A 22340-nucleotide genomic window follows, 5' to 3' on the forward strand; every position below is an offset into this window, starting at 1 on the left:
AATGATCCGCGCCCTCGGGCTGCAGAAGGCGAGAGAAATGATCGCGCGAAGAGACGTGCTCGTAGCCGGAGCCGCTGGCGGGGCGTCACTGGTTCTTCCAGGACCCAGTGGAGCCGTGGCACTCCCGAAGGGTACCGGGGCGGCCCGAGGGGCCGGGGCTGTCGGCACCTTCCCGGTCCCCACCCTGGACCCCACGACCATTCCGAAGTACGTCACCAACCTGGTGATCCCGCCGGTGATGCCGAAGGCCCGCCACTCGGAGCGGCACGGCATCGACACGTACGTCATCGGCGTCCGGCAGTTCAGCCAGCAGGTACTGCCTCCCACTCTGCCGTCCACCACTCTGTGGGGATACGGCTCGCTCGGGGACAACAGCACGTTCAACTACCCGTCGTTCACCATCGAGGCCAAGACCAACCGGCCTGTCCGGGTCACCTGGGTGAACGATCTCGTCGACAGCCAGGGCCGTTTCCTCCCGCACCTGCTGGCGGTCGACCCCACCCTGCACTGGGCGAATCCGCCGGGCGGAGACGCCGGGCGTGATTCCCGGCCGACCTTCACGTCGACGCCGGGTCCATATACCGGCCCGGTGCCGATCGTCACTCACCTGCACGGCGGGCATTCCACCGAGGAGAGCGACGGCTACACCGAAGCGTGGTACCTGCCGCGCGCGAACAACATTCCTCCTGAATTCGCCACCGTGGGCTCGTTCTACGACGAGTTCCGGGAGAAGTTCGCCGAAGCGCACGGCCTGGAGTGGGAGCCGGGTACCGCGACCTTCCATTACGCCAACGACCAGCGGGCGTCGACCCTCTGGTTCCACGATCACACCCTGGGCCTGACCCGGCTCAACGTCTACGCCGGACCCGCCGGGTTCTATCTGCTCCGCGGCGGCGAGTCCGACCTGCCCAAGGGGAAGCTGCCCGGACCGGCGCCCGCCTTCGGCGATCCGCCGGGCACGCGGTACCACGAGATCCCCCTGGCCATCCAGGACCGCTCGTTCAACTCGGACGGCTCGCTGTTCTACCCCACGAGCCGGGAATTCTTCGACGGGTTTGCGGGTCCCTACATTCCCACGACCGACGTGTCCCCCATCTGGAACCCCGAGTTCTTCGCCAACACCATGGTGGTCAACGGCCGGACATGGCCGAAGCTCGAAGTCGAACCGCGTCGCTACAGGCTGCGCTTGCTCAACGGATGCAATGCCCGGTTCCTCATCCTGAAGATCGCGGACAGCCCGACCGCCCGGCCGGCTCAGTCGGCCGTACCGTTCTGGCAGATCGGCAACGAAGGCGGGTTCCTGCCCGCACCGGTGCAGCTGGAGCGGCTGCTGTTGGCCAACGCGGAGCGGGCCGACGTCATCGTCGACTTCACCGGGATCCCGGAAGGGACCGAGCTGTACCTCATCAACGAGGGCGCGGACGAACCCTTCGGCCGGGGGGAACCAGGCGTGGCCTTCCCCGTGGCAGATCCGGCCACCACTGGGCAGGTGATGAAATTCGTGGTCGGCCCGCTGGCGAGCAAGGACACCAGCGTTCCGCCGGACCGGCTCAGGCTGCCCAGGATCAGGCCACTCGGCTCGGCGAGCGTGACCCGTCGGCTCTCTCTCACCGAGGCGAATTCCAGCAGCCCCCTGGTGCCGCCGGGAACACCTGTCCAGAACTTGCTCGGGACGCTCGACGCGGCCGGCAATCCGGTGGCACTCGCATGGGCCGACCCGGTCACGGAGAACCCCAGGCTGAACGCGACCGAAACATGGGAGCTGCACAACTTCACCGTGGACGCCCACCCGATCCACATCCACGAGGTGGCGTTCGAGGTGGTGGACCGGCAACCGTTCAACGGGCCGCCCATTCCGCCGGAGAGCTGGGAACGCGGCTTCAAGGACACCGTGATCGCCTTTCCAGGAGAAATCACCCGGGTGAAGGCCCGGTTCGACCGCCCTGGCCGCTTCGTCTGGCACTGCCACATCGTCGAGCACGAGGACAACGAGATGATGCGGCCGTACCAAATCGGAGGCAGGCGCAAGCAGGACCACTGACGGGTCAGCGTCCGTGGTCGCCCACAACAGTCGGGCCACCACGGACGCGGTCAACCGCAAACAGCTCCGGCCCGTGCTCGCGAAGGGGGCCGAACCATCGGCCGGTGGCAGTGGCCCTCGGCTTACCGCCCATGCCCTCCAGCAGGCTGGCACCGGCAGCTGCGACCGCACCGCCGCCCGTTCCGCGTCCGTCATGTTGGACGGGTACACCCGCCGCCAGTCGGCCGGGCCGCCGCCGTCCCGTACACAGGGGCGAGGCAATCGCACGACACGGCTGACAAGTTGAACGACAAAGCCAGGAGCGCGTGCAGCTGTGACAACAGGGTCTCCTGGGCACTCGGTTGGACTCAACACCTCCGAGCCGTCAAGAGGCCCTGCTCTCATGCGCCGACCATCCCGAGATCACCCGATCAGGAAACCCGATCACCACACCCGGTGATCGGTATGAATACGGCTTCTGAGTCAGGACGGTCTGTGGCCTGATCGGGCGGGATCGGGCCGGGCCTTGGCGAGGTCGCGGCAGATTCGAACCCGGTTTCGGCTTCACGGGTCAGGTCGCGGTGGGGATGTGGCGTGCTGCTGCGAGTCTGGCCATGGTCCGAAGGTTCGCGAAATAGGCGGCGCAATACTCCGAGTTGATCAGCGGCACGATCTCGTCGAGGTCTGCGATGCAGGCCCAGAGGATGACGATGCCACTGCCGTCGAGTTCGCCCTTCGGCTCTGTGTCGACGAGGCCGGCGACGTCCGAGTCCAGAAGGATCGGTTCCACGCCTTCAACGGCAATGCCGCGGAAGCCGTCGGGGTACGGAGCGCGTCCGTGTTACTCCCACAACTGTGCGAGTACGTCTTCCGACGGTGCGTCGCTCACGCCCACAGCCACCTCTTCTGCCGCAGACCGTTGGCGCAGCACATGACGTACATCGACGCGCCGCGGGGGAGGACCGGGACCAAGGCCGGCCGCCAAGGCGTCCATGTCCGCATGGCCCGGAACGATGTTGCGGGCACGCGGGCCCGGCGTGGGCGCAGGGAGCGCGCCGGGCGACGGTCATGCCGGGCATGAGGTTGAACGCCTGGAAGACGAACCCGACACGGCTGCGGCGCAGTTGGGCCAGGCGGCGCTCGCGAAGCCGGGAGATCTCGGTGTCGTCCCACCGGACCGTGCCGGTGGTCGGGCGGTCCATCCCCGCGAGGCAGTGCAGCAGCGTCGTCTTGCCGGAACCCGAAGGGCCCATGACTGCGGTGAAGGTCCCAGGACGGAACTCGACGGTCACTCCGCGCAGGGCGTGCACGGTGGCGGGGCCACGGCCGTAGCGGCGGTGCAGATCCTCGGCGCGGGCGGCGGTCGGTGTCGTGGAGAAGGTCATGAAGCCATCGGGGGTGTGCGGAGCGCGGGGAACGATGGTGCCGCCACCCGACTGTGGGGTTCGGATATCCGAACCCCACAGTCGGGTGGCGTCGGGCCGCTCGATTGTCGGCGGCGGATGGCAAGATCATCACTGTTGTCCGTCATCACAAGGGGGAGACCATGACCGAACAGCCGAAGACGGCCCGCCGTGCATTGCTGACGGGGGCAGTGGCCGGGCTCACCGGGACCGCACTGATATCCGGCACCGGCACGGCCGCCGCGGCGACCGCGGCCGTTGCCGCGGGAACGCCGGACTGGTTCGACGTGAAGGCCCACGGCGCGGTCGGCGACGGCTCCGCCGACGACACCGCCGCCGTCCAGCGCGCACTCGACGCGGCGGCCGCCGCAGGTGGCGGCACCGTGTACTTCCCCGTCGGGAAGTACCTGGTCAAGCCCGCGGCCGGGACACCCGCGCTCGCCGTCAAGGCCGACGGCATCCGCCTGGCCGGCGCCGGGGCGAAGGCGTCCATGCTGATCAAGGGCGGCGACGGCATCCTGCTCCGGATGTCCGGCACGGGAGCGGCCTATTCCACCGGTGCCACCCACCGCCGCTACTGCTCCGTCGAGAACCTCGGCTTCAACGGCAACGGCAAGACCGGCCTCCTGCTGGAGCTCTACTACAACAACAACTCCTACTTCCGCGACGTCTTCATGACCTCGAACAAGGACCTGTGCATCGACGCCGTGGAGTTCTGGGACTCCCGCTTCTACAACCTGGTCATCGAGGACTGCACCGGCACCACCGCCAGCACCACCCAGCCCAACATCTGGCTGCGCAACGCCTCCTCCGCCACCGAAGGCGCCTGGGGCCACAGCAAGGACAACATCAATCAGATCCACTTCATCGGCTGCCGCCTGGAGGCCTTCGGCACCGGCGCGCTGTGGATCGGCCAGGGAGCCGTCACCACCAACAACCCCAACGGCATCTACATCACGGACTGCAAGTTCGAGACCTCCCGCATGCAGGGCGGCCCGCACCTGAAGACCGACGCAGGATGCCGGCACGTCTACGCCACCAACATCTACTGCTACGCAGGTGACTTCGCGGCGGGCACCCCGGCCACCGCGCGCAACATCATCAGCTGGGCGGCGAGTGCCAGTGCGCTCGAGAACGTGGTCATCGCCAACCGGGACAAGGCCACCGTCAACGCGGGCGTCGCGCTCTACTCGGGCCCGGGCTCCACGGCCGTGCTGCGCAACGTCGTCGGGCTCTACGCCACCGCGCCCACCGGCACCCACATCTACTACGAGCAGTCCTCGACCGGCGACTTCCGGGTGGAGAACAGCTACGGCACCACCGGTGCCCAGGCGACCGGAACGATTCCCGTCAAGAACGCGCCGAACCCGCCCCTGCGGCTGGTGCCCGGCCCGGTCACCGACGCCTCCTTCACCCGTCAGCCCCTGGACGGCACCATGGCCGTCGACTCCGCGAACAAGCGGCTCTACGTCCGGGTCGGCGGCCAGTGGCTCTGGTCGGCGCTCAACGCGTAGCCACCCGGTGCGTCCGGGCGGCCCGCTCCACCGCGGCCGGACGTCCGGTGGGCGGCCGGCACGGGGCGCTCAGGCGCCGGAGCGTGCCCGCGGGCCGGATCCGCACCGAACTGAGCTGTCACGACGACCGATGTACCCGCCGCGGCCCCGCATGGCGCGGGCCGGAGCGGGCAGGCTGGCGTGCGAGACCCTCAGGACGGCGGGTGACTCATGACGGCATCCATGGACGGAGTCCGGGCCCGCGGCACGCACGAGGCGGTGGCCGTGGCCGCCCGGTGCGGCCTGGCCACGCGCGGTGTGCTGTACGTACTGGTGGGCCTGCTGGCCCTGCAGATCGCGTTCGGGGACACCGAGGAGGTGGCCGACCGGTCGGGGGCGCTCAGCGAGCTCTCCGGCCGCCCGTTCGGGCAGGTGCTCGTGTGGGCCGTGGCCCTCGGCCTGGTGGCGATGGCGCTGTGGCGGCTCTCGGAGGCCGTCTTCGGCGCCTCGGGCCCCGACGGACGCAAGCTCACCAAGCGGGCCGGGGCCGCCGCGCGTTCCGTCTTCTACGCGGTGGTGGCCTTCTCGGTGGTGTCCTTCGCCGTCGGCCGGGGCGGCGGGCGCTCCAGCGACGAGCAGTCCCGGGACGTGACCGCCAAGGTGCTGGGCGCCCCGGCGGGCCAATGGCTCGTGGCGCTGGTCGGCATCGGCATCGCCGTCGGCGGCATCGTGATCATCGTAAGCGCGGTACGACTCACCTTCCGCGAGGAGATGGACATCGCCCGCCTGCACGAGCGCGTCCGTCAGGGCGTGGAGGCGCTCGGCGTCATCGGGGGCGTCGCCCGCGGCGTCGTGTTCACGGCCGCCGGTGGAATCCTCGTCCATGCGGCCGTCTCCTACGATCCGCAGAAGGCCAAGGGCATGGACGACACGCTCCGCTCCTTCGCCGGGACTCCCGCCGGTCCCTGGCTGCTGGTCGCCGTCGCGACCGGCCTGCTGCTGTTCGGCGTGTTCTCCTGGGCCATGGCTGTCTGGCCCCGGGTGTGAGGACACGTCCACGGTCCGGCGGCCGGCAGTCGCCCGCCGGTGATCCGCGGCCACCTGCCGTGCACGTGCCCTGCCCGCGGTCGCCGATTTCGACCGGTCGCCGCCGCGCGCAATTTCCGGATTCGTCTTAGTTTGAACCCGTCAGAGACCCGACACGAAGGAAGTCGTCACCATGGCTGACAAGGGAAAGATGGACCAGGCCAAGGGCAAGGCCAAGGAGGCCGTCGGCAAGGTCACCGGCAATGACCGGATGAAGGCCGAAGGCAAGATGGACGAGGCCAAGGGCAAGGCGAAGGAAGCGATGAGCGAAGCGGAAAAGCGTGCCCGCAGCATGAAGGACGACCTCCAGCGCAAGCCCGACAGGACCTGATCCCGCCCCGGTGAGGCCCCTTCCGGGCCCCCGGGTGACCAGGACGCGGCCCCCGGCGCCTCGGCGTCGCGGGGCCGCATCCTGCATGCATGCCTGGGGCCGGCGGTACGACACGAGAGAGGTGGCAGCCCATGGACAGCGGGCACGACGACAAACCGGCGGCCGAAGTGGTGGTGGCGGTCGGCGACTGCTCCGAGGAGGACGCGCGCACCGTCCTCGGCCTGCTCGAGCACTCCTTCCCGGCGGAGGCCGTGGCGGGCAGTCCGGCCCAAGGCGGAGCAGCGGCGACGGTGTGGAGCGCGACCCTCGACGCGACGGAGCCTGCGGAGCGCCGGGAGACCCCCGCTCGCCTGAAGGACACGGTCAGCGTCACCCTCCAGGGAGGCCCCCGTGCCGTGGAGCGGGTGCATGCCGCGCTCGCCGGGTACTTCGCCGTCGAGGAAGCCGGAGCCGTCTCGGGCGACCAGGAGAGGGAGATCGCACTCCGCCTCCGCTCCTGACCGGCCCCGGGGCGGACCGCCCCGTCGCCTCCGGGAAGTGTCCTTCGCGTGCGCGTCCACGCCGTGATTCTCCTTCTTGGGCCTGCTGGGTCCACTGATCCTGCGCGTCTGCCCCGAGGGCGTCTTCTTGTCGGCGTCCTACCGGTGTCGGACCAGGGAGTGGACGAGGACGAGGACGGCAAAGGCGATGACGACCAGGTGGAGCCAGGCGGGGCCGGGCGCGGGAGTCAGGGCAAGGGGGAGGGACGGTATCGAGGTCATGCCGCTCGCGTGCCCCCGTCGGCCGGAATGACACCCCTCATGTGTACGTGCGCCGATCAGGGGAACCCGGCAGGTGGAACCGACCGGCCACCCGAGAGGAACCGCTCATGCTGATGGCCCACCCCGCCGTACTCGCCGGCCTCGTCGAACGCTACTGGGCGCTCTCGGTCCTGACCGCCGAGAGCGGGAGGCCGCAGGACCGCGGCCGTCTGGCGGACGTCGCGCACATGCTGTGCATCGCGACGGGCACGTCGGACGTGCACGCCGCCCTGACGGCGGCCCGGTACGGGCTGCCCGGCGCGCGCACCTTCGACGACTCGGCGCTCGGCCCGCGCCCGGTGGCTCGCTGCTCCGTCCCCGCCTGACGCGCGGGGCGCGGGCGGATCCGGCGGGGTCCGCCCGCCGCGCCCGTCGTGGACCTCGGCGCGGAGCACCTCCCCGGCACGGAGCACGAGAGCCGGCCAGGGTCCTGGCCCCTGACCCTGCCCCTGCCGGTGGGGACTCAGCCTCCTCGCCGGCCGGACGGCCTCACGCCCCGGACGGCGCAACACCGCCGTCCCGCTGTCGCCGGCGGTGTTTGCGCATGGACACCTGGGAGCCGCAGCCGGTGCTGCAGTACAGCCCGCCCCCGTTGCGGGTGCGGTCGAAGAAGCCGAAATGGCACGGGGGGTTCCGGCACGCCTTGATGCGCCCCCAGTCGCTGCTCTGCGCAAAGGTCGTCACCGCGGCCAGTACGGTCCCGAACACGCGCGGCACCCCCGCCTGCGGCGAGGCCAGCTCCACACCGCCGGCCGTGACCACCGTCGCCAGCGGGTAGAGCGAACCCACGCGCCGCAGGTGCCGCTCGGCACGCAGCAGGGGCTCACCCAGACTCTCCTCGTCGCCCGAATGCGCGAGCAGCACGGTCACCAGGGCATCACGCAGCTCGCGCGCGACGGCGGCGTCGGCATCGGTCGCCACGGTTTCGCCGCCGAACTCCTCGTGCTCCGCCAGCCATGCCGCGAACGAGTCCCCGTCCCCGAACGACTCCTGGCGACCCGACCCGTCCGCGCGCGTGTTCACGAACGCGAGCACGGTCTCCACCGTGGGCGTGACGGTGCGGGGGCTGGGTCTGGGGGATCCGGATGCCGTAGCGATCATCCTCCAACACTACATCAGCGTCAGCGGCGCTAACCCGACTAGTGGGCAACCCACTAGTCGATCTCGCTTGACCTGTTGCGAGCTAACCGCTTACGGTCGCAACATGAACACGACATCGAACCACCAGACCCACCTCCGCACATGGCTGATCACCGGCGCGACGTCCGGCATCGGCCGCGAACTGACGCTCCAGGCACTGGAGAACGGCGACACCGTCGCGGCCCTCGCCCGCGACACCTCCTCCCTGGACGAACTGGCTGGGGCGCACGGCGAACGCCTGCTCCTCATCCCGGCGGACGTACGTGACGAGCAGGCCGTCCGGGACGCAGTGGACGGCACGCTCGAACGGTTCGGCCGCATCGACGTCGTGGCCAACAACGCGGGATACGGACTGTTCGGGGCCGTCGAGGAGGCCTCCGACACGCAGGCCCGTGCCGTGTTCGACACCAACGTCTTCGGCGTGCTCAACGTGCTCCGCGCAACGCTGCCGGTGCTCCGCGCCCAGCGGTCCGGACACGTCCTCCAGGGCTCGTCGGTCTACGGGCAGTCCGCCCATCCCGGCGTGGGTCTGCTGGCCGCCACCAAGTACGCGGTCGAAGGGCTGTCCGACGCGCTCGCGGCCGAGGTCGCACCGCTCGGCATCAAGGTCACGATCATCCAGCCCGGGATGACCGCGACCCCCTTCCTCGCCAACCTCGATGTCGCAGCCGGCCTGGGCGACTACGACCAGACCGTCCGTGAGGTCCAGAAGGGCATCGGAGAGATGCCGCCGTCTGCGTTCTCCGCTGCGGCACGGATCGCCGAAGGCATCCGGAACGCGGTGGACAGCCCCAACCCCCCGCTGCGCCTGGCACTCGGCGCCTCCAGCACGACGGGCATGCGCCCCGCTCTGGAGGCGCGCATCGCAGACCTGGACGGCTGGCAGCACGTGACCGAAGCCGTCGACAGGGAGTAGACGGTGAACCCCGCCGGCGGCCGTGAGGCCCGGGGTCCGGGGAAACTGAGTACGAACGCGGGTACGGCCGAGGGGCGGGGCAGGGTTGGCTTGGGGCATGAGCATCCCTGACCCGCCCCTCGGTGCATACGACTCGCAACCCGACGCGGCCTGCGCACCCTCCGGTCCCGGCGACGAAGATCTTCCCGGCCCGCGGACCCGTACGGGAACGTTCTCCCTGACGGCGGGTGCCCTGGCGATGGCGATGGGCGGATGTCCGTGGCTTCCGGCCGCGGTCTTCCCCGAGTGGCTGAGGTACTTCCCGCTCTACCTGATCGTGCCGATGGGCATCTGCGCGCTGGTCTCCGGCATCGGCGCGCTGCGCGACATGCGCGGCCTGCCGGATCCGGCTCGCGGGCGGGCCCGGGCCGGGATCGCCCTCGGGGCAGTCGCCGTGATCGTGCCGGTCGGTGTCGTCGTATGGGGCATCTGGGTCCTCAACAGCATCCATGGATAGACGGCACCGCCGTGTACACGGCGGTGCCGTCTCGAAGCGGCCGTGCCACCGGCTACAAAACAACGAGTTGCACGTCGCACGTTCAACAAGGGCGATACCGAGCCCGGAACGGAACAGGCAGGGCATGGACCACACCACCCTCCTCGGACTGCTGCTCGCCGCGGATCCGCCCCAGGCGGCCTGCTCGTTCCGCACGGTCTTCGCGGCCGGGAAGTCCGGCGAGACCGGCACCCTGCGCTACCTGGCGACCGACCAGTGGATCCTGGACGTCGACCACGGCGGGCGCACCGTCCACCTCTGCACGGACTGCGGAGCTCCTCGACTCCGGACCGTGCTGAGCGAGCCCGAACTCAAGGAAATGGAGCGGATCCTCGACGAGGTCTGAGACGTCGTCCTGGACCGCGCACGATCATTGCAGGCGGGACCTCGTCGTACGCGGGCCGTCGCACGATGCCGTCCTCCTCCAACTCCCGCAGGTGGGAGGCGAGGACCTTGACCGTGATGCCGGGGACCTGTCGATGCCGGCGGCCGGCCGGCCGAGGGCCGGATCGGCCGCGGCCGTAGGGTTCAGGATCATGACGAGGACCACGCCACCGCGCCCGCTCGACGTCGAGGGGCTCTTCCCCGGGCTCGCCGCCCACCGGGGCACCACCACCCGACTGCACCCGCGGCCGGGCAGCCCCGACGCGTCGGTGAGCTCCGTGGGCGGGCCGATGCTCTGGCCGGCGGACGAACCGTGGCCGGTGTGCACGGATCCGCATCCCCACGGGCGCGGCCGACGCCCCGCAGACATCCACCGGGAGCGGCAGCTGCTGACCGCCGTGTGGGCCCGGGACCCGGACTCAGGCCCCACGGACGAGGAGCGGCGGCTCCTGGAAGAGCTCAGCCGGAAGCACCGGGCGGCGGGGGAGAGGGGGGAGACGGGTCCGCTCCCGATGATCGGTCTGGCCCAGCTGTACCGCCGGGACGTGCCCGACCTGCTCGCGGGCCCGGAGGACCACGACCTGCTCCAGGTGTTCTGGTGCCCCTTCGACGCGCACGGCGAGAACCGGACCGGCATGCTGCTGGACCTGCGCTGGCGCCGGTCGTGGGAAGTCGGCGAGGTGATGGCGCAGCCGCCCGTGCCCGAGGTCGTGGGCTACGAGGGATACGTACCGGAGCCGTGCGTGCTGCACCCCGAGCAGGTGGTCACGTACCCCTTCGCAGGTCTGCTGCCCGAAGAGCTGTGTGCCCGGATCGAAGCCAGAGAAGAGGCCCTCGAAGAGGAGGCGGAGGAAGCGGACCTGGAGGAATGGGACTGGCCGACCTACCAGTTCGACCTGTCCATCCCTCCCGGCTGGCGTGCCGGGGGCTACGCGTGCTGGAACCTGACCGACGCGGCCGCCACGGACTGCCCGGCCTGCGCGACCCCGATGGAACTGCTGCTGACCATCGACAGCAAGGAGTGGGACGGCGGAAGCAGCAGTTGGACGCCGCTCGAGGAACGGGAGCCGGCCGTCGGCCAGGACAGCGAGCCCACCCGGGTCACGGTGGGCCGCTGGGGCAAGCTCAATGTCTTCGCCTGCCCCGCCGACCCGGCACATCCACACCTCAGGAGCATCCAGTAGCGGCCGCACGGACCGTCGTACGAGCTGCCCGGACGGTCGCCCGAAATTGCGGTGACCTGCGATGACGGGCCGTGGCACAGTGCACGCATGTCCAACGACATCGCGTACCCCGTCTTCCGTACCACCGACCTCGCACTCGCCCTCAGCACGGCTCGCAGTCTCATGGAGTTCGGCCGGTGCGAGTACTCCGAGGTCTCCGCATACGCAGAGTTCCACTCCTTCGCCGAGGTGCGGCGTGCGGCGAAGGAGCTGCCCGGGGCGTGGTTCCAGGGACAGGCGGAGTATGCGGAGTTCGACGGCGTGCCGTGGGAGCAGCAGCCCCCGCTGGCCGTCGGCGTGCAGGGGCCTGGTCTGCCGGCCGATCCGGCCGCGTACGAAGGACGGCTGCCGGTGGAATGCAGGCTGAGTGACCAGCCGGTCGGCAGCATCGAAGACGCCTTCGCGGCGGCGATCGGCACGAACATGGGCTGCATCAACTGGGAGACGCTGTCCTGGCCGGACGCGCCCGAGGCGGGATTCCACGGAGAGTCCAAGCACGCCGAGGTGACGCTCCTCTTCAACTCCCGCACCCGCGAGCTCGACGAGCCCGCCGGTGACCACACCGTCCTCGTCCACGTCCGCAGCGCCGTGTTCGACGGCCGCCAGACGAGAGAGCCCTACGCGCACTGGCTCGCCGGGCAGGCGGGACTCACGGTCATCGGGCCCGGGCAGCGGACATGAAGCAGTCCGACTGCTCCCCACCGGTGCTTGGCAGCCCCGCCGTGTCGGCGGTGACCGAAGCGGCTGTTCGACCTCACCACCACCGCTGAACGCGAGCGCATGTGGTCCACTCCGGGCGGTGTCAGATGCGGTGGACCGGCGTGGATGACGTCGTCCAGTGCCAGTTGACCGGGCCCCACTGCTTCTTCAGAGTGGTGCGCTCGCGTGCGTACGCGCGCAGTGCCTCCTCGGCCGTGGCCGCGAGGCGGGTGAGGTCGTCGGGCGCGGGAATGCGCAGGATGAGGTGCTGCTTGTTGTGGACCAGCAGCAGGTCGCCATTGGGGGCGCAGGCGGCGAGTGTGAAGTGGGTCAGCGGCTTGAACGGCTTGGTCCCGGTGTCCAGCTTGGCGCGGAGCACTCCTGCCTTGTTCCAGGCGTAGAGGCCGTAGCGGTTGAGGTGGAAGGCGTGGCCCCGGTGCGCATCGGCGGCGACGTTGCGGCAGAAGCCGGTGAAGGGCGAGTCACGCCATTCGTGCAGGCCGTGGAGACGTCCGGTCATCTCGCCCTGGTCGTCGAGGAGGGCGAAGACGAAGGGCTGGCCGCGGCTTCCGCCTCGGAACGTCCTGGCGTAGAAGGGGACGACGAAGAGGCTGTCGGAGAGCGCTACGGGACGACCGAGCCGGGAGCCGTCCCATTTCAAGAGACTGTCCTCGCCGGCGGCGAGTTCGGTCAGTGAGGGGCGGGGCCGGTGTGCCATGCCGACGGGTGCGCCCTGGTACGTGGCGTGCGGACGGAGGTCGACGGCGCTCTGGTGTGCCGGTTCGGGGTCGAGTGAGGCGAGCACGTTGATGACGGGCTTGGCGTCGGCGGTCAGGGCGCCGTCGGCCACACCGACGAGGTTGTTGATGACGTTGCCGTACCGCCACACACCGTACTCGGCGACGGTGCAGAGCAGCCGCCCGGAGGGCGTGACGCTGATGCTGCCGGCGAACGCGTCGCCTTCACCCGGCGTGAACCCCTTGAAGGGGCGCCCGTCCTTCGAGTCGTAGACGGCCAGGACCCGGCTCAGATCAGGGGCGACGAGGGTGGTCGTGTCCGGTGTCGCCGTAATGGCGAGGACCCCGTCGGGCAGGACGCACAGGCTGATGTCTTTACCGTCGGCGACGGCCGAGTCCCCCTTTTCCGCGCCGCCCGTGCGGAACACGGCGCTGGCCAGGACCTCGCCTCCGGCGGAGTACCGGTTGATGACCCGGTATCCGAAGTTCGCCTTCTGCGGGTCCTGCTCCTCGTCGGCGACTCCGTAGGTGTGGCGGTAGACGCCGTACAGGGCGTAGACCTCACCGCTCGGCGAGCCGGCGACGTCGAAGAGGTGCACGCCCCAGCCCTTGGAGTAGAGGGCGGTCATGTCGATCCGGTGGTGGTCCACCAGTGTGCCCGGCAGGGCCAGTGGAAGCGTCTGGATCATGCCCCTCATCCTGGGCCACGGCACTGACAGCCGGCACCGCGGAGCCAGTCGCGACGGAGGAGTTACGGCAGCGCCCGGTACGGCTGCAGGATCCCGGTACAGCGGCAGGGCCCGGACCGTGCGTGGCGGTCCGGGCCCTGATGCGTGCGGTGCCACCCCGTGGGGGCGGGTGCGTCAGCTCTGTGCGGTGTCGTCGCCCGTCTGCGCGGCACTCTCGGCTGCGCGTGCCTTCTCGCGCATCTTGCGCACCAGCTCCGCCTTCTTGTCGGCCGCACTCTGGCGGTCGAGGTTGCGGTGCGGACCGTTGTTCTGCCGCTCCGCGCGGGACAGCTTCTTGCGCTGGCCGCCGCCCTGGCCCACGGGGTTGTTGATGTTCTTGCTGTCGGTCACGGGTTCTCCCGGTGGTGATGTGCAGTGATCTACGGATTCATCGGTGGGGGACGGGTGCGGCGACGTCGAGGGACGTCAGCGGGGGCCCGTCACGCTCTCACTCGTAAATCGGTGTCTGGAAGAACATGACACAGACGTTACCCGGTTCCGTCGGCCGTGCGCGCCAGTGTTTTCGCCGGTCCAGCAACGACTGGGCCTTCGGCGAGCGCCCGGGGCCTGTCCGTTTCTCCCGGGCATCTCCACACCGCCGATACCCGCCGCAGGCCGCTCCCACCCGGGCGCGGCCGACCCGCCGGTCCAGCGCGGCCCCGTACCGGAGGTGGTGACGGTGCCGTGGCGTCCGTCGGAGTCGACCTGCGTCCATCGGGGGTGGGATTCGCCACACGGGCACTTGGTCGAAGCCGCCTGGCACGGGCATCGGGCATCAGGCATTGGGCATTGAGCCGCGGGACGTCAGCGCAGCGCGGTCTCGCCGGCGTGCACGGCGCGCATGACGTGCTCGACCCTCGCCTGCTTCTCGCCGACGGGAGCCGCGTAGTCGATGGCACCGCGCGCTGCGTCTTCCCCGAGCGTCCGGGAGATCGTCCAGGCGGCGAGGTACTCCGATGCCAGGCAGCCGCCCGCCGTGGCGATGTTCCCCTCGGCGTGGAACGGCGTGTCCAGCACGGTGACTCCGCAGGCCTCGACGAAGGGCCGGCTCGTCATGTCCGTGCAGGCCGGCATGGTCCCCAGCAGCCCGAGTCGTGCGAGAACGAGCGCCCCTGAGCACTGCGAGCCGATCAGCTGGCGCGAAGGGTCGAGCGGCAGCATGGCGAGCAGCCGGTCGTCGGCGACCACATCGCGGGTCTTCACCCCGCTCCCGATCAGGACGACGTCGGCCTCGGTCACGAAGCCCATCGGCCGCTGCCCGGTCACCTCGACACCGTTCATCGACGTGACGACGGGCGTCGGCGTCGTGATGAATGCCTCCAGGCCGTCCCTGCGGCACCGGTTGATCAGTGCGGACGCGATGAAGCTGTCGAGCTCGTTGAACCCGTCGAACGTGACCACTGCTACCTGCATCACAACTCCCGGAGTACGGCGGAGGTGCAAAGTCTCGCACCTCCGACGGATCTTCGTCCTGGCGCGGGTAGGAGGCAGCGAGCCGCGGCCCGGGTGGCTCGGGGTATCGGAGGCGACGTCATCACCGCATACGAGAAGGGTGAGTTGGGCGCCAACCGGACCGCCAGCACTCCGGCCGGGGCCAGGGGTGCACTCCAGGCGGGGAGAGGGGAACGCGCATGGGTCTGCGGATCCCGCCACGGCTTGACGAGGGGACAGGTCCGGTCCCCTCGTCAAGCCGTGGCAGCGCCCGGACGGGCGGAGGCGACACCGATGGCTGCGGGCCCCGCACCGGTGCTCGTCGCCTTCATATGCGCAGGTCAGAGCGCAGCAGATGCGGTTTGCGCGAGGGGACGTGACCCTGGAGGAGGTTATGAAGCCATGGCTAGGAGGCCACGATGTCCGTGTTGGACAAGCTCAAGCAGATGCTGAAGGGTCACGAGGAACAGGCGGGGCAGGGCATCGACAAGGCCGGCGACTTCGTCGATGAGAAGACCCAGGGCAAATACAGCAGCCAGGTCGACATGGCCCAGGAAAAGCTCAAGGAGCAACTGGGCGGGGACCAGGGACGGCAGCAGCCGCCGCCTCAGCAGTAGCGCGGGGAGCGTCCCGGCGGTCCGGCAGAAGGCCGGTGCGCGTGCGGTCAGGCCGGTGGCCTGTCGGACCGGCTGGCCTTGCTGTCGTCCTGGTCCCGGGAGCCGGTGCCGCGGGCGGCGCCGAGGCGGAGGTGGTCGGCGAGGGCTTCGTGGGTCAGGTGGAGTCCGGCCCGCAGTACCGCGTCGTGCCGGCCGGGGTGGGCCCTGCGGTGGGCCAGGTCGAGCGCGCGGGCCCGGCCCAGGAGTTCGGCGAAGTCGCTGCCGAGCAGCGCGGTGTCCAGGGCGGCCGCGGTGACCCGGACCATGGGCGCGAGGGCGTGCAGGGCGGGGTCGTGCGGATCGTCCGCGGCGGGTTCCGGGGGGCCGGCGGAGCTGCCGCGGCGCGTGCGTTCGTACAGTTCCTGGGTGAAGTACTGGAGGGTCAGCGCGGTACGGGAGGCCAGGACCAGGCGCCCGTCGAGTCCCTCCGGCGGGCGGCCGGCCCGGCGGCGCAGCAGGGGCCGGCCGCCCGCCGCGCGGTCGAAGGCGTCGCGGCAGGCCTGCGGGCGCAGCCAGAGGCGCGCCCGCTCCGGCAGGTCGGTCGGTGTCATGGCGCCCAGGGCCTCCGGGGCGGCAGCGCCCTCGCCCTCCTCCAGTCCGCCGGTGATCCCGGTCAGGAGCCTGCCCACCGCGGTCCGGTACGCATCCAGTCCCTCGGTGGCGGACCGGTAGGGGTCAGGAGGCCATAGCAGCGGCCCGAGCAGGACGACCACGGCGATGCCGACGAGGCTCTCCTCCAACCGTGCCAGCGGGTACCCGGGGACCGCGGTCGCGTAGACCATGAGTGCCGTGATGAGCACCTGCTGGTTGGGCGCACCCGGCCGCCCCAGCAGGTACATCCCGGCGCAGCCGCAGAGGAGCACGAGCGGGAAGGGCCACGCCGGGTCCGTCACCCAGTGCAGCAGGACGGTGCTCAGCACCACGCCCACGAGCACCCCGGCGAGGCGTTCCCATCCGAGCCGCGGCCAGGCGTAGACGTCTTCGCGCAGGATCAGCACCGCGGGGAGGGCGGCGGGGACGGGGGCCGTGCTCGTGCCCCACCACAGGCAGAGGTACCACGAGGCGGCTGCGCAGAGCGCCAGCCGTGCGGCGGACCGCAGCCGGCCGCCGGGTGCGGACACGTACGGAACGGCGACCAGACCGGACATGGCGGACATCCTAGTGAGGGTTTGTCCAGGAATCGGTGTAACCGGTTTGGTTGCCGGGGCCGGCTTCCGGCGCCGTACGGGTTGGTCGGTGCCAGCGCCGGTGCCAGTGCCGGTGCCAGTGCCGGTGCCGGTGCCGGTGCCGGTGCCGATCGTGAGGATCTTGGCGACTATGGGTATGACGGACTCGGCCGGCTGGGTCACCACATGCGTGACCGCGATCGGAGGCCTGTGGCAGCGGACGACACCACACGCGCACTGGGCCACGTCCTCGACGAAGGACACCTGGCCCGTGCCGACGAGCTGCCCCGTCTCATCGAGCGCGCCGCCCGTGCAGCAGGAGCCCAGACGGCGCGGCTGTACGTCGCCGACCTCCAGCAGATCCGGCTCGTCGCGCTGCCTCGGCTCCCTCAGGACGTCATCGCCGAGGAGCAGGAGACCCTGGACATCGACTCCTCGCTCGCCGGCCTTGCCTACCGCACCCAGAAGACCCAGCGGACCCGCGACGGCACGGTGGCCCACCTCCCGATGATCGACGGTGTCGAGCGCGTCGGGGTCCTGCGCGTCACCGGGCCCCGGCTCGATGCGGAGACCCTGCGCGCCTGCGAGCACCTGGCCGACCTGGCGGCCTTGCTGGTCGTCGCCAAATCCCTGCACAGCGACAGCCTGATCACCCGCGAGCGCTCGCAGCCCATGAGCGTGCAGGCGGAACTGGTGTGGGCGTTCCTGCCGCCCCGGACCATCGGTACCCGCGACGTCACCTCCTCCGCCGTGCTGGAGCCGGCCTACGAGATCGGAGGGGACGCCTTCGACCACAGCCTCACCGAGCACACCCTCCACCTGACCCTGCTCGACGCCATGGGGCACGACCTCGCCTCCGGCGGCGCCAGCGCCGCAGCACTGGCCACCTGCCGGTCCACCCGACGCAGCGGCGCAGCCCTCCCCGACATCGCCACCGCCATCGACGACGTCCTGGGCGCGTGGATCCCCGACCGCCTCATGACCGCCGTCATCGCCCAACTCGACACCCGCACCGGCCGACTCTCCTGGATCAACTGCGCCCACCCCCCACCCCTCCTCATCCGCGACGGCCGGATCCTGCCCGACGCCCTGCACCGAACCTCACAACTCCCGCTGGGTTTCGGCTTCCACGCCAAGGAGCCGCCCACCCCGCACCAGGAGCGGCTCCAGCCGGGCGACCGCATCCTCCTCTACAGCGACGGAGTCACCGAAGCCCGCTCACCCACCGGCGACCTCTTCGGCGAGCAACGCCTCACCGACGCCGTCATCCGCTCCGCCGCCGCCGGAGACCCCGCACCGGAATCCCTGCGCCGCCTCATCCAGAGCCTGCGCGCCCACCAGAACCACCGGCTCCGCGACGACGCCACGCTCCTGCTCGTCGAATGGCACCCCACCGCCGCCACACAGGGCGAGACGCGGGGTGCGAATGGGAGGGCCGGCGGCAGCGGGTGACCCGTCGTGGGCTCGAATGCTGTGGACGGTTCAGCCGTATCGGTGGCATCGTCAGCGATCATGACGAACCACGGATTCCTGGCGTTGGCCCCGCAATACACCACCACGGCCGAGCTGCTGTCGACGTCGGCGCGTCGGCGGGGGATGGATGTGGAAGTGCTTCCCGCCCATGGCGGTGCGGGCATTGCCCTGGGGAAGCGGCGCGGTCACTACTACGGCGGCCCGGCTTTCGCGGCACGCGTCGTGGACGCCCTCGAGGTCGCGCTCCTGGAGCCGTCCGACGACTGGCTGGCCACATTGCCCTACGAGTACACCCGACGGCGCATCGCCATGGCGACCTTGGGCGAGGCGCGCCGTCTGTCCGGACCGGCGTTCGTCAAGCCGCCGACCGACAAGAGCTTCCCGGCCGCCGTCTACGCCGACGGTAGTCGCCTCCCGACGGTGCCGGAGCTGTCACCGGAGGTGCCAGTACAGGTCAGTGACGTGGTGACCTGGGCAGCGGAGTTCCGGCTGTACGTCCTGGACGGCGAGGTCCGCACGGGGTCGCAGTACGCCACCTTCGGCCGTCTCGACGCGGAGCGATTGGACGGGCACCGCCATGAAGCGGCTCTCCTGGCGTTCGCGGACGATCTGCTGGCCACGTGCGGCGGTGGCCTGCCCAGCGCGGTGGTGGTGGACATCGGGCTCCTGGCCGCACCTGAGGACGGCGCCGCCGGCCAGTGGGCGGTGGTCGAGGCGAATATGGCGTGGTTCAGCAACAGCTATGCCGCGGATCCTGACCGTGCCCTGGACGTCGTCCTCCGCTCAGCCGGTCCGCGGACGGAGACGGCGGAGCGGGATCGCCCGTTCTGCCGGAACCTCGAGGACACTCACCTCGCCGGCTGAAATGCCGACGTGACGGCCCGGAGCCGCCGGCGGCAATCCGCGCACCCGGACTCCCGCCCCCACGCCAGTCCGGACCGTCCAACCGGGCCCCGGTGTCCGCATGCCGGTCCCGGCGGACGCCGGTGCGGGGACCTCGTCATGATGTGCAGATGATGCACAGCGACGACAAGCACACCGACTCTCCGGCGATTGCCCTGCTCAAGGAGTTGGGAGCCGAGACCACCAAGCACTCCGGCGGTACGCTCCTGACCCACCTGCTGCGCGTCGAGGCGCTGCTCGCCGCGTGGGGCGCACGGCCCGTCCTGCAGACCGCGGCCCTGTGCCACGCCTTCTACGGTACGGACGGGCTGCCTCTGAGCCTCCTGGAACTCTCCGAGCGCGCCCGCCTCGTCGAAGTGATCGGTGCGGAGGCGGAAGGGCTCGTGTACTTCTACGCCAGCTGCGACCGCAAGGCCTCCTACCCCACCCTCGCCGCCCCGGACGAGGCGTCGGTGACCTTCCGGGACCGCTTCACCGGCGAGGAGTTCACCCCGTCCCTGCAGCAGCGCCGCGACTTCGCCGAGCTGACGGTGGCCAACGAACTGGACCTGGCCAAGGTGAACGCCTCCTTCCGCGAGCGCAACGGGGCGGACCTGCTCGAGCTCTTCACGCGCTGGACCCCGCTCCTGTCGGAGGCGACCCGCCGAGAGGTGACCGAGGTCCTCGGCTGAGCGTGGTGGCTCCACAGCGATCAGGCCCGCGCCCTCGCCGGACCAGGCCCGAATGCGTACGGAAGACGTGCCTCCTGCACCCCGAACGGGTGATCAAGAACTCGAATGCACATGCGGAGCCGGCTGCGTTCGTGGCAGGATGACGGCATGCTGATCAGAAAGGGCGATGCCGCATAGGCGCCCGAAGGTCGTCCGTGCTGAGCGGTGGCGGCCTCGCAGACATGTTGTGGTTCGGCGGATCCGGGGCGTTTCCGCGAGGACTCGTGCAGCCGTCCGCCGCGTCGAGGACGAGCGGATGTGGCCCGGCGCAGTTGCTGACGCGCTCGCCCGTTTCGAGTGGGTGTTCAGGCAACCCGGCCGCTATCTGAACGCATCCCAGGTCTGGCAGCCCGGACTGGAGGTGGAGTATGCCCGCGATGATCTGGAACAGGTCCTGCTCCACCTCCCTGGTGGTGCCCGGCGCGATCTCGGCCGGCTGATCGCCCGCATCGACGACGAGTTCGAGCGTCGCACTCTGCCGAATCCTGGGCCGGTGAACGCCTTCACGGTGGGCGGCTGGTGGTGGTCAAGGATGCGTGAGCACTGAGGATGCCGCGCCCGTGATGTCGGCGTGGTCGAACACCGTTTCCGGTGCAGCGTGTTCAGGGGCACCGAGCCCGATTCCGGCATGCGTGGGCGGGTGTCACGCCCGCCCGGGCAGCCGACGCCCTGACGGACGGTGTGCCCGTATGACATCCATCGGCGTACCCCACCGCAAGACAGACCATGAGCTGCCGCCGACCCCGGGCTGAGGGGCGGGGGCCGTTCGTATGCCACCCCTGGGAGGAACCTGCATGACCCTTGTGCCGATGGTCCGATGCGTGTTCGGCGACGGTCCTTTCGCCGAGATCGGAGAACCCTCTCTGGCCGTCGTCGACGAGCGCTCGCGGATGGTCGCAGTGGGTGGGGACCTCGGACGCATCCAGTGGAGCGGCAGTGGGACCGCGGACTCCGGGTGGACGGGACACCGGGTCGGTGTCTATGAGCAGGACGGGCTGCGGTGTCGGCACGTGGTGCGGTCCCGGTACCCCGTTCGGTCCCTCGCCTTCCACCCCGTTCTTCCCCTGTTGGCCATTGGTACGGGGCGCTATGACGGCGGCCACTCGTTCGAAGGCGAACTGCTGCTGATCCACCTGGACTCCGGCGACATCGCGTCGGCGTTGCAGTGCCCGCGGCAGGTCTTGACCGTGGAATGGCGCAGCGAGACGGCCCTTCGTCTGGTCCTGGCGCCATGGGACGACTGGGAGAACCCCCGGGCACACGAGCAGGGACACACGGTCGTTGTGACTCGCTCGGACTGGGGTGCGGTCGGGCGGGGGACGATCGGCGCCGAGGAGCTGGCCGCTCCGGCAGTGCCGGTCGTCCAGCCGGATCACAGCGCGGAGGCCCGACGGACCCTCGCGGCCCTCGCGGCATCGGCCGGCCGACAGTGGTCCGTGCGCCGGCGGGTGTGGGCTGTCGAAGGCATGGAGGACGGCCGCGTACTGGCCGCTCTGGACGGGGTCCTGGCGGAGTCGTGGCTGCCATCAGGAGACCTGCAATGGGCGGTCGACGACGAGGAGGGCGGCCGACAGCTGGTTCTGGCCTCCGACGGCACATCGGTCTGGATCAACGCCGAGCGCCGCAGCCGTCGCAAGGGGAGGTGTTGGGAGAGGTCCGCGCCCCTGGTCGCCCGGATCGGAGTCGACACCGGGCAGGTGCTGGAGACTCTGAGCCCGGGCGTGTCCACGGTTCTCGTCGCAGGCGGCAAGAGGACGATCCTGAGGCCGTCGGACGGCCGCGGGAAGCGTCCCTCACAGCTGTTGATGTTCGACCTCGACGGTCAGGTGAATGGTCCGGAGGTCGGCGGCTTCGACCTGTTCAACCATCCGTTCGCCGTCCGTCGCGCGAGCCGCCCGTACGTCCTGGTGGGTACTGACCCGGACGAGCCGCACAGGGACAAGTGGGTCGCAGCCCTGGGCTCCGACGGGACTCTGCGGCGGCTCTTCCCACACTCCTGGGTGCCGGCAGAGCATCATTTCGGGGGTCCGGCGGTCGAAATCGGGCCCTCTCTCGTCCATGCCGGAGCCGTCCACCACGGCCACGGACTCCAACCCGGTGGCGCCTACATCGTGCGGCGGTCCCTGAACGGTTCGGTGCAGTGGCAGCACCGCACGGATCATCCCGCCACCGCTCTCGACACCGATGGGGACACCGTCTTCGTGGCCTACAACTCAGGCGCACTGACTGCACTGGACGCCGCCGACGGCTCGGTGCGATGGCACACCGAGCTCGAGGTCGACGGAGCACCGACAACCGCCCTGTCCCTCGCGGTGGCTCCCCAAGGGCACCTGCTCATCGGGACCGTCGACGGCCGGATCCTGGAGTGCCTGCCGCGACGCTGACCCTTGGGAGGATGGGCCCGGTTGCACTCCTGGCCGACGCGGTTCTGTTCCATGTAGCGTCAGCATCGGGGGATGCCGGGAATGAATGAAAATGAACCAGAGCCCATTCGCGACCATCAGGA

The 22340-nt window shown here is 70.3% G+C and carries 25 protein-coding genes and 1 pseudogene; 17 read left to right on the forward strand and 9 right to left on the reverse strand.

Translation table 11 applies throughout. The features are described 5' to 3' along the window. Positions 1 to 238 precede the first annotated feature (238 nt). Positions 239 to 2041: a multicopper oxidase family protein gene (locus tag ACIGFK_RS02725; RefSeq protein ID WP_400050242.1), complete on the forward strand. Its 1803-nt coding sequence runs from the start codon at positions 239 to 241 to the stop codon at positions 2039 to 2041. A 550-nt stretch (positions 2042 to 2591) separates the two neighbouring features. Here the strand turns inward: ACIGFK_RS02725 and ACIGFK_RS02730 are convergent. Beyond that, entirely contained in the window at positions 2592 to 2810 is a 219-nt protein-coding gene (locus ACIGFK_RS02730) for a hypothetical protein (protein WP_376660827.1), read from the reverse strand. Between the two features lie 4 nt (positions 2811 to 2814). Further along, a complete protein-coding gene (locus tag ACIGFK_RS02735; RefSeq protein ID WP_376660829.1) occupies positions 2815 to 3405 on the reverse strand; it encodes an ABC transporter ATP-binding protein in 591 nt (196 codons plus the stop codon). A 161-nt stretch (positions 3406 to 3566) separates the two neighbouring features. Here ACIGFK_RS02735 and ACIGFK_RS02740 point away from each other — a divergent pair, with 161 nt between their 5' ends. The 4 genes from ACIGFK_RS02740 to ACIGFK_RS02755 all read left to right on the forward strand — a co-directional run bounded on the left by ACIGFK_RS02740 (position 3567) and on the right by ACIGFK_RS02755 (position 6833). Beyond that, the gene (locus ACIGFK_RS02740; protein ID WP_376661310.1) at positions 3567 to 4937 is read left to right on the forward strand and encodes a glycosyl hydrolase family 28-related protein; all 1371 of its coding nucleotides are present in this window, start codon (positions 3567 to 3569) and stop codon (positions 4935 to 4937) included. Between the two features lie 210 nt (positions 4938 to 5147). Further along, complete coding sequence (locus tag ACIGFK_RS02745; protein ID WP_400050244.1) at positions 5148 to 5963, forward strand: DUF1206 domain-containing protein; 816 nt, start codon at positions 5148 to 5150, stop codon at positions 5961 to 5963. A gap of 172 nt (positions 5964 to 6135) precedes the next feature. Continuing rightward, the gene (locus ACIGFK_RS02750) at positions 6136 to 6333 is read left to right on the forward strand and encodes a CsbD family protein (RefSeq protein WP_376661308.1); all 198 of its coding nucleotides are present in this window, start codon (positions 6136 to 6138) and stop codon (positions 6331 to 6333) included. A gap of 131 nt (positions 6334 to 6464) precedes the next feature. Further along, entirely contained in the window at positions 6465 to 6833 is a 369-nt protein-coding gene (locus ACIGFK_RS02755) for a hypothetical protein (protein ID WP_376661307.1), read from the forward strand. A 138-nt stretch (positions 6834 to 6971) separates the two neighbouring features. On the opposite strand, the gene ACIGFK_RS02760 is transcribed toward ACIGFK_RS02755, so the two are convergent. Further along, positions 6972 to 7094 carry a hypothetical protein gene (locus ACIGFK_RS02760; protein ID WP_376661306.1) on the reverse strand — a complete coding sequence of 41 codons (123 nt, stop codon included), beginning with the start codon at positions 7092 to 7094 and terminating at the stop codon, positions 6972 to 6974. Positions 7095 to 7201: 107 nt separating this feature from the next. On the opposite strand from ACIGFK_RS02760, the gene ACIGFK_RS02765 reads away from it, so the two are divergent. Further along, positions 7202 to 7459 (forward strand): DUF5133 domain-containing protein, encoded by a 258-nt coding sequence (locus ACIGFK_RS02765; protein ID WP_376661305.1) that lies wholly within the window; start codon positions 7202 to 7204, stop codon positions 7457 to 7459. A 163-nt stretch (positions 7460 to 7622) separates the two neighbouring features. On the opposite strand, the gene ACIGFK_RS02770 is transcribed toward ACIGFK_RS02765, so the two are convergent. Further along, the gene (locus ACIGFK_RS02770) at positions 7623 to 8177 is read right to left on the reverse strand and encodes a CGNR zinc finger domain-containing protein (protein WP_400050247.1); all 555 of its coding nucleotides are present in this window, start codon (positions 8175 to 8177) and stop codon (positions 7623 to 7625) included. A 160-nt stretch (positions 8178 to 8337) separates the two neighbouring features. Here ACIGFK_RS02770 and ACIGFK_RS02775 point away from each other — a divergent pair, with 160 nt between their 5' ends. From ACIGFK_RS02775 to ACIGFK_RS02785, 3 genes are all read left to right on the forward strand, one after another. Then, complete coding sequence (locus ACIGFK_RS02775; protein ID WP_376661303.1) at positions 8338 to 9189, forward strand: SDR family NAD(P)-dependent oxidoreductase; 852 nt, start codon at positions 8338 to 8340, stop codon at positions 9187 to 9189. Between the two features lie 97 nt (positions 9190 to 9286). Then, positions 9287 to 9685 (forward strand): hypothetical protein, encoded by a 399-nt coding sequence (locus ACIGFK_RS02780; protein WP_400050249.1) that lies wholly within the window; start codon positions 9287 to 9289, stop codon positions 9683 to 9685. A gap of 124 nt (positions 9686 to 9809) precedes the next feature. Beyond that, a complete protein-coding gene (locus ACIGFK_RS02785) occupies positions 9810 to 10070 on the forward strand; it encodes a hypothetical protein (RefSeq protein WP_400050251.1) in 261 nt (86 codons plus the stop codon). Here the strand turns inward: ACIGFK_RS02785 and ACIGFK_RS02790 are convergent. Next, positions 10036 to 10203: pseudogene (locus ACIGFK_RS02790) on the reverse strand (winged helix-turn-helix transcriptional regulator); the annotation flags it as partial. The gene ACIGFK_RS02785 and the pseudogene ACIGFK_RS02790 sit on opposite strands and share 35 nt — an antisense overlap. Before the next feature lie 57 nt (positions 10204 to 10260). Between ACIGFK_RS02790 and ACIGFK_RS02795 the strand changes: the two are divergent. Continuing rightward, positions 10261 to 11292 carry a hypothetical protein gene (locus ACIGFK_RS02795; RefSeq protein ID WP_400050253.1) on the forward strand — a complete coding sequence of 344 codons (1032 nt, stop codon included), beginning with the start codon at positions 10261 to 10263 and terminating at the stop codon, positions 11290 to 11292. 87 nt (positions 11293 to 11379) lie between these two features. Further along, the gene (locus ACIGFK_RS02800; protein ID WP_386470995.1) at positions 11380 to 12012 is read left to right on the forward strand and encodes a hypothetical protein; all 633 of its coding nucleotides are present in this window, start codon (positions 11380 to 11382) and stop codon (positions 12010 to 12012) included. 121 nt (positions 12013 to 12133) lie between these two features. Here ACIGFK_RS02800 and ACIGFK_RS02805 read toward each other — a convergent pair whose 3' ends face one another. From ACIGFK_RS02805 to ACIGFK_RS02815, 3 genes are all read right to left on the reverse strand, one after another. Further along, on the reverse strand, positions 12134 to 13456 hold the full coding sequence (locus tag ACIGFK_RS02805; RefSeq protein WP_400050254.1) for a hypothetical protein: 1323 nt from the start codon (positions 13454 to 13456) through the stop codon (positions 12134 to 12136). A gap of 174 nt (positions 13457 to 13630) precedes the next feature. Beyond that, entirely contained in the window at positions 13631 to 13846 is a 216-nt protein-coding gene (locus tag ACIGFK_RS02810) for a DUF6243 family protein (protein ID WP_376661299.1), read from the reverse strand. 453 nt (positions 13847 to 14299) lie between these two features. Then, positions 14300 to 14908: a DJ-1/PfpI family protein gene (locus ACIGFK_RS02815; RefSeq protein ID WP_376661298.1), complete on the reverse strand. Its 609-nt coding sequence runs from the start codon at positions 14906 to 14908 to the stop codon at positions 14300 to 14302. Between the two features lie 437 nt (positions 14909 to 15345). Between ACIGFK_RS02815 and ACIGFK_RS02820 the strand changes: the two genes are divergently transcribed. After that, positions 15346 to 15543: an antitoxin gene (locus tag ACIGFK_RS02820; protein ID WP_400050257.1), complete on the forward strand. Its 198-nt coding sequence runs from the start codon at positions 15346 to 15348 to the stop codon at positions 15541 to 15543. A gap of 47 nt (positions 15544 to 15590) precedes the next feature. On the opposite strand, the gene ACIGFK_RS02825 is transcribed toward ACIGFK_RS02820, so the two are convergent. After that, positions 15591 to 16730, reverse strand: a complete 1140-nt coding sequence (locus ACIGFK_RS02825) for an aromatic acid exporter family protein (protein ID WP_400050258.1) — start codon at positions 16728 to 16730, stop codon at positions 15591 to 15593. A gap of 228 nt (positions 16731 to 16958) precedes the next feature. Between ACIGFK_RS02825 and ACIGFK_RS02830 the strand changes: the two genes are divergently transcribed. The 5 genes from ACIGFK_RS02830 to ACIGFK_RS02850 all read left to right on the forward strand — a co-directional run bounded on the left by ACIGFK_RS02830 (position 16959) and on the right by ACIGFK_RS02850 (position 22218). Beyond that, entirely contained in the window at positions 16959 to 18200 is a 1242-nt protein-coding gene (locus ACIGFK_RS02830) for a PP2C family protein-serine/threonine phosphatase (protein ID WP_400050259.1), read from the forward strand. A 60-nt stretch (positions 18201 to 18260) separates the two neighbouring features. Beyond that, positions 18261 to 19085: an ATP-grasp domain-containing protein gene (locus ACIGFK_RS02835; protein WP_376660227.1), complete on the forward strand. Its 825-nt coding sequence runs from the start codon at positions 18261 to 18263 to the stop codon at positions 19083 to 19085. Positions 19086 to 19234: 149 nt separating this feature from the next. Then, on the forward strand, positions 19235 to 19795 hold the full coding sequence (locus ACIGFK_RS02840; RefSeq protein ID WP_376660228.1) for a DUF6817 domain-containing protein: 561 nt from the start codon (positions 19235 to 19237) through the stop codon (positions 19793 to 19795). Between the two features lie 295 nt (positions 19796 to 20090). Beyond that, positions 20091 to 20381, forward strand: a complete 291-nt coding sequence (locus tag ACIGFK_RS02845; RefSeq protein WP_386470977.1) for a hypothetical protein — start codon at positions 20091 to 20093, stop codon at positions 20379 to 20381. 247 nt (positions 20382 to 20628) lie between these two features. Beyond that, positions 20629 to 22218, forward strand: a complete 1590-nt coding sequence (locus ACIGFK_RS02850) for a PQQ-binding-like beta-propeller repeat protein (RefSeq protein ID WP_400050262.1) — start codon at positions 20629 to 20631, stop codon at positions 22216 to 22218. The last annotated feature ends 122 nt before the right edge of the window (positions 22219 to 22340 follow it).

It is taken from the genome of Streptomyces sp. NPDC085524, assembly GCF_044541755.1.
GTDB lineage: Bacteria > Actinomycetota > Actinomycetes > Streptomycetales > Streptomycetaceae > Streptomyces.

Coding starts and splice junctions, on each gene's coding strand:
- ACIGFK_RS02740 (WP_376661310.1), top strand. CDS start 3,567: ATGACCGAACAGCCGAAGACGGCCCGCCGTGCATTGCTGACGGGGGCA.
- ACIGFK_RS02755 (WP_376661307.1), top strand. CDS start 6,465: ATGGACAGCGGGCACGACGACAAACCGGCGGCCGAAGTGGTGGTGGCG.
- ACIGFK_RS02800 (WP_386470995.1), top strand. CDS start 11,380: ATGTCCAACGACATCGCGTACCCCGTCTTCCGTACCACCGACCTCGCA.
- ACIGFK_RS02725 (WP_400050242.1), top strand. CDS start 239: ATGCCGAAGGCCCGCCACTCGGAGCGGCACGGCATCGACACGTACGTC.
- ACIGFK_RS02845 (WP_386470977.1), top strand. CDS start 20,091: ATGTGGCCCGGCGCAGTTGCTGACGCGCTCGCCCGTTTCGAGTGGGTG.
- ACIGFK_RS02795 (WP_400050253.1), top strand. CDS start 10,261: ATGACGAGGACCACGCCACCGCGCCCGCTCGACGTCGAGGGGCTCTTC.
- ACIGFK_RS02750 (WP_376661308.1), top strand. CDS start 6,136: ATGGCTGACAAGGGAAAGATGGACCAGGCCAAGGGCAAGGCCAAGGAG.
- ACIGFK_RS02785 (WP_400050251.1), top strand. CDS start 9,810: ATGGACCACACCACCCTCCTCGGACTGCTGCTCGCCGCGGATCCGCCC.
- ACIGFK_RS02760 (WP_376661306.1), bottom strand. CDS start 7,094: ATGACCTCGATACCGTCCCTCCCCCTTGCCCTGACTCCCGCGCCCGGC.
- ACIGFK_RS02835 (WP_376660227.1), top strand. CDS start 18,261: ATGACGAACCACGGATTCCTGGCGTTGGCCCCGCAATACACCACCACG.
- ACIGFK_RS02775 (WP_376661303.1), top strand. CDS start 8,338: ATGAACACGACATCGAACCACCAGACCCACCTCCGCACATGGCTGATC.
- ACIGFK_RS02825 (WP_400050258.1), bottom strand. CDS start 16,730: ATGTCCGGTCTGGTCGCCGTTCCGTACGTGTCCGCACCCGGCGGCCGG.
- ACIGFK_RS02850 (WP_400050262.1), top strand. CDS start 20,629: ATGACCCTTGTGCCGATGGTCCGATGCGTGTTCGGCGACGGTCCTTTC.
- ACIGFK_RS02735 (WP_376660829.1), bottom strand. CDS start 3,405: ATGACCTTCTCCACGACACCGACCGCCGCCCGCGCCGAGGATCTGCAC.
- ACIGFK_RS02840 (WP_376660228.1), top strand. CDS start 19,235: ATGATGCACAGCGACGACAAGCACACCGACTCTCCGGCGATTGCCCTG.
- ACIGFK_RS02745 (WP_400050244.1), top strand. CDS start 5,148: ATGACGGCATCCATGGACGGAGTCCGGGCCCGCGGCACGCACGAGGCG.
- ACIGFK_RS02765 (WP_376661305.1), top strand. CDS start 7,202: ATGCTGATGGCCCACCCCGCCGTACTCGCCGGCCTCGTCGAACGCTAC.
- ACIGFK_RS02780 (WP_400050249.1), top strand. CDS start 9,287: ATGAGCATCCCTGACCCGCCCCTCGGTGCATACGACTCGCAACCCGAC.
- ACIGFK_RS02815 (WP_376661298.1), bottom strand. CDS start 14,908: ATGCAGGTAGCAGTGGTCACGTTCGACGGGTTCAACGAGCTCGACAGC.
- ACIGFK_RS02805 (WP_400050254.1), bottom strand. CDS start 13,456: ATGATCCAGACGCTTCCACTGGCCCTGCCGGGCACACTGGTGGACCAC.
- ACIGFK_RS02820 (WP_400050257.1), top strand. CDS start 15,346: ATGTCCGTGTTGGACAAGCTCAAGCAGATGCTGAAGGGTCACGAGGAA.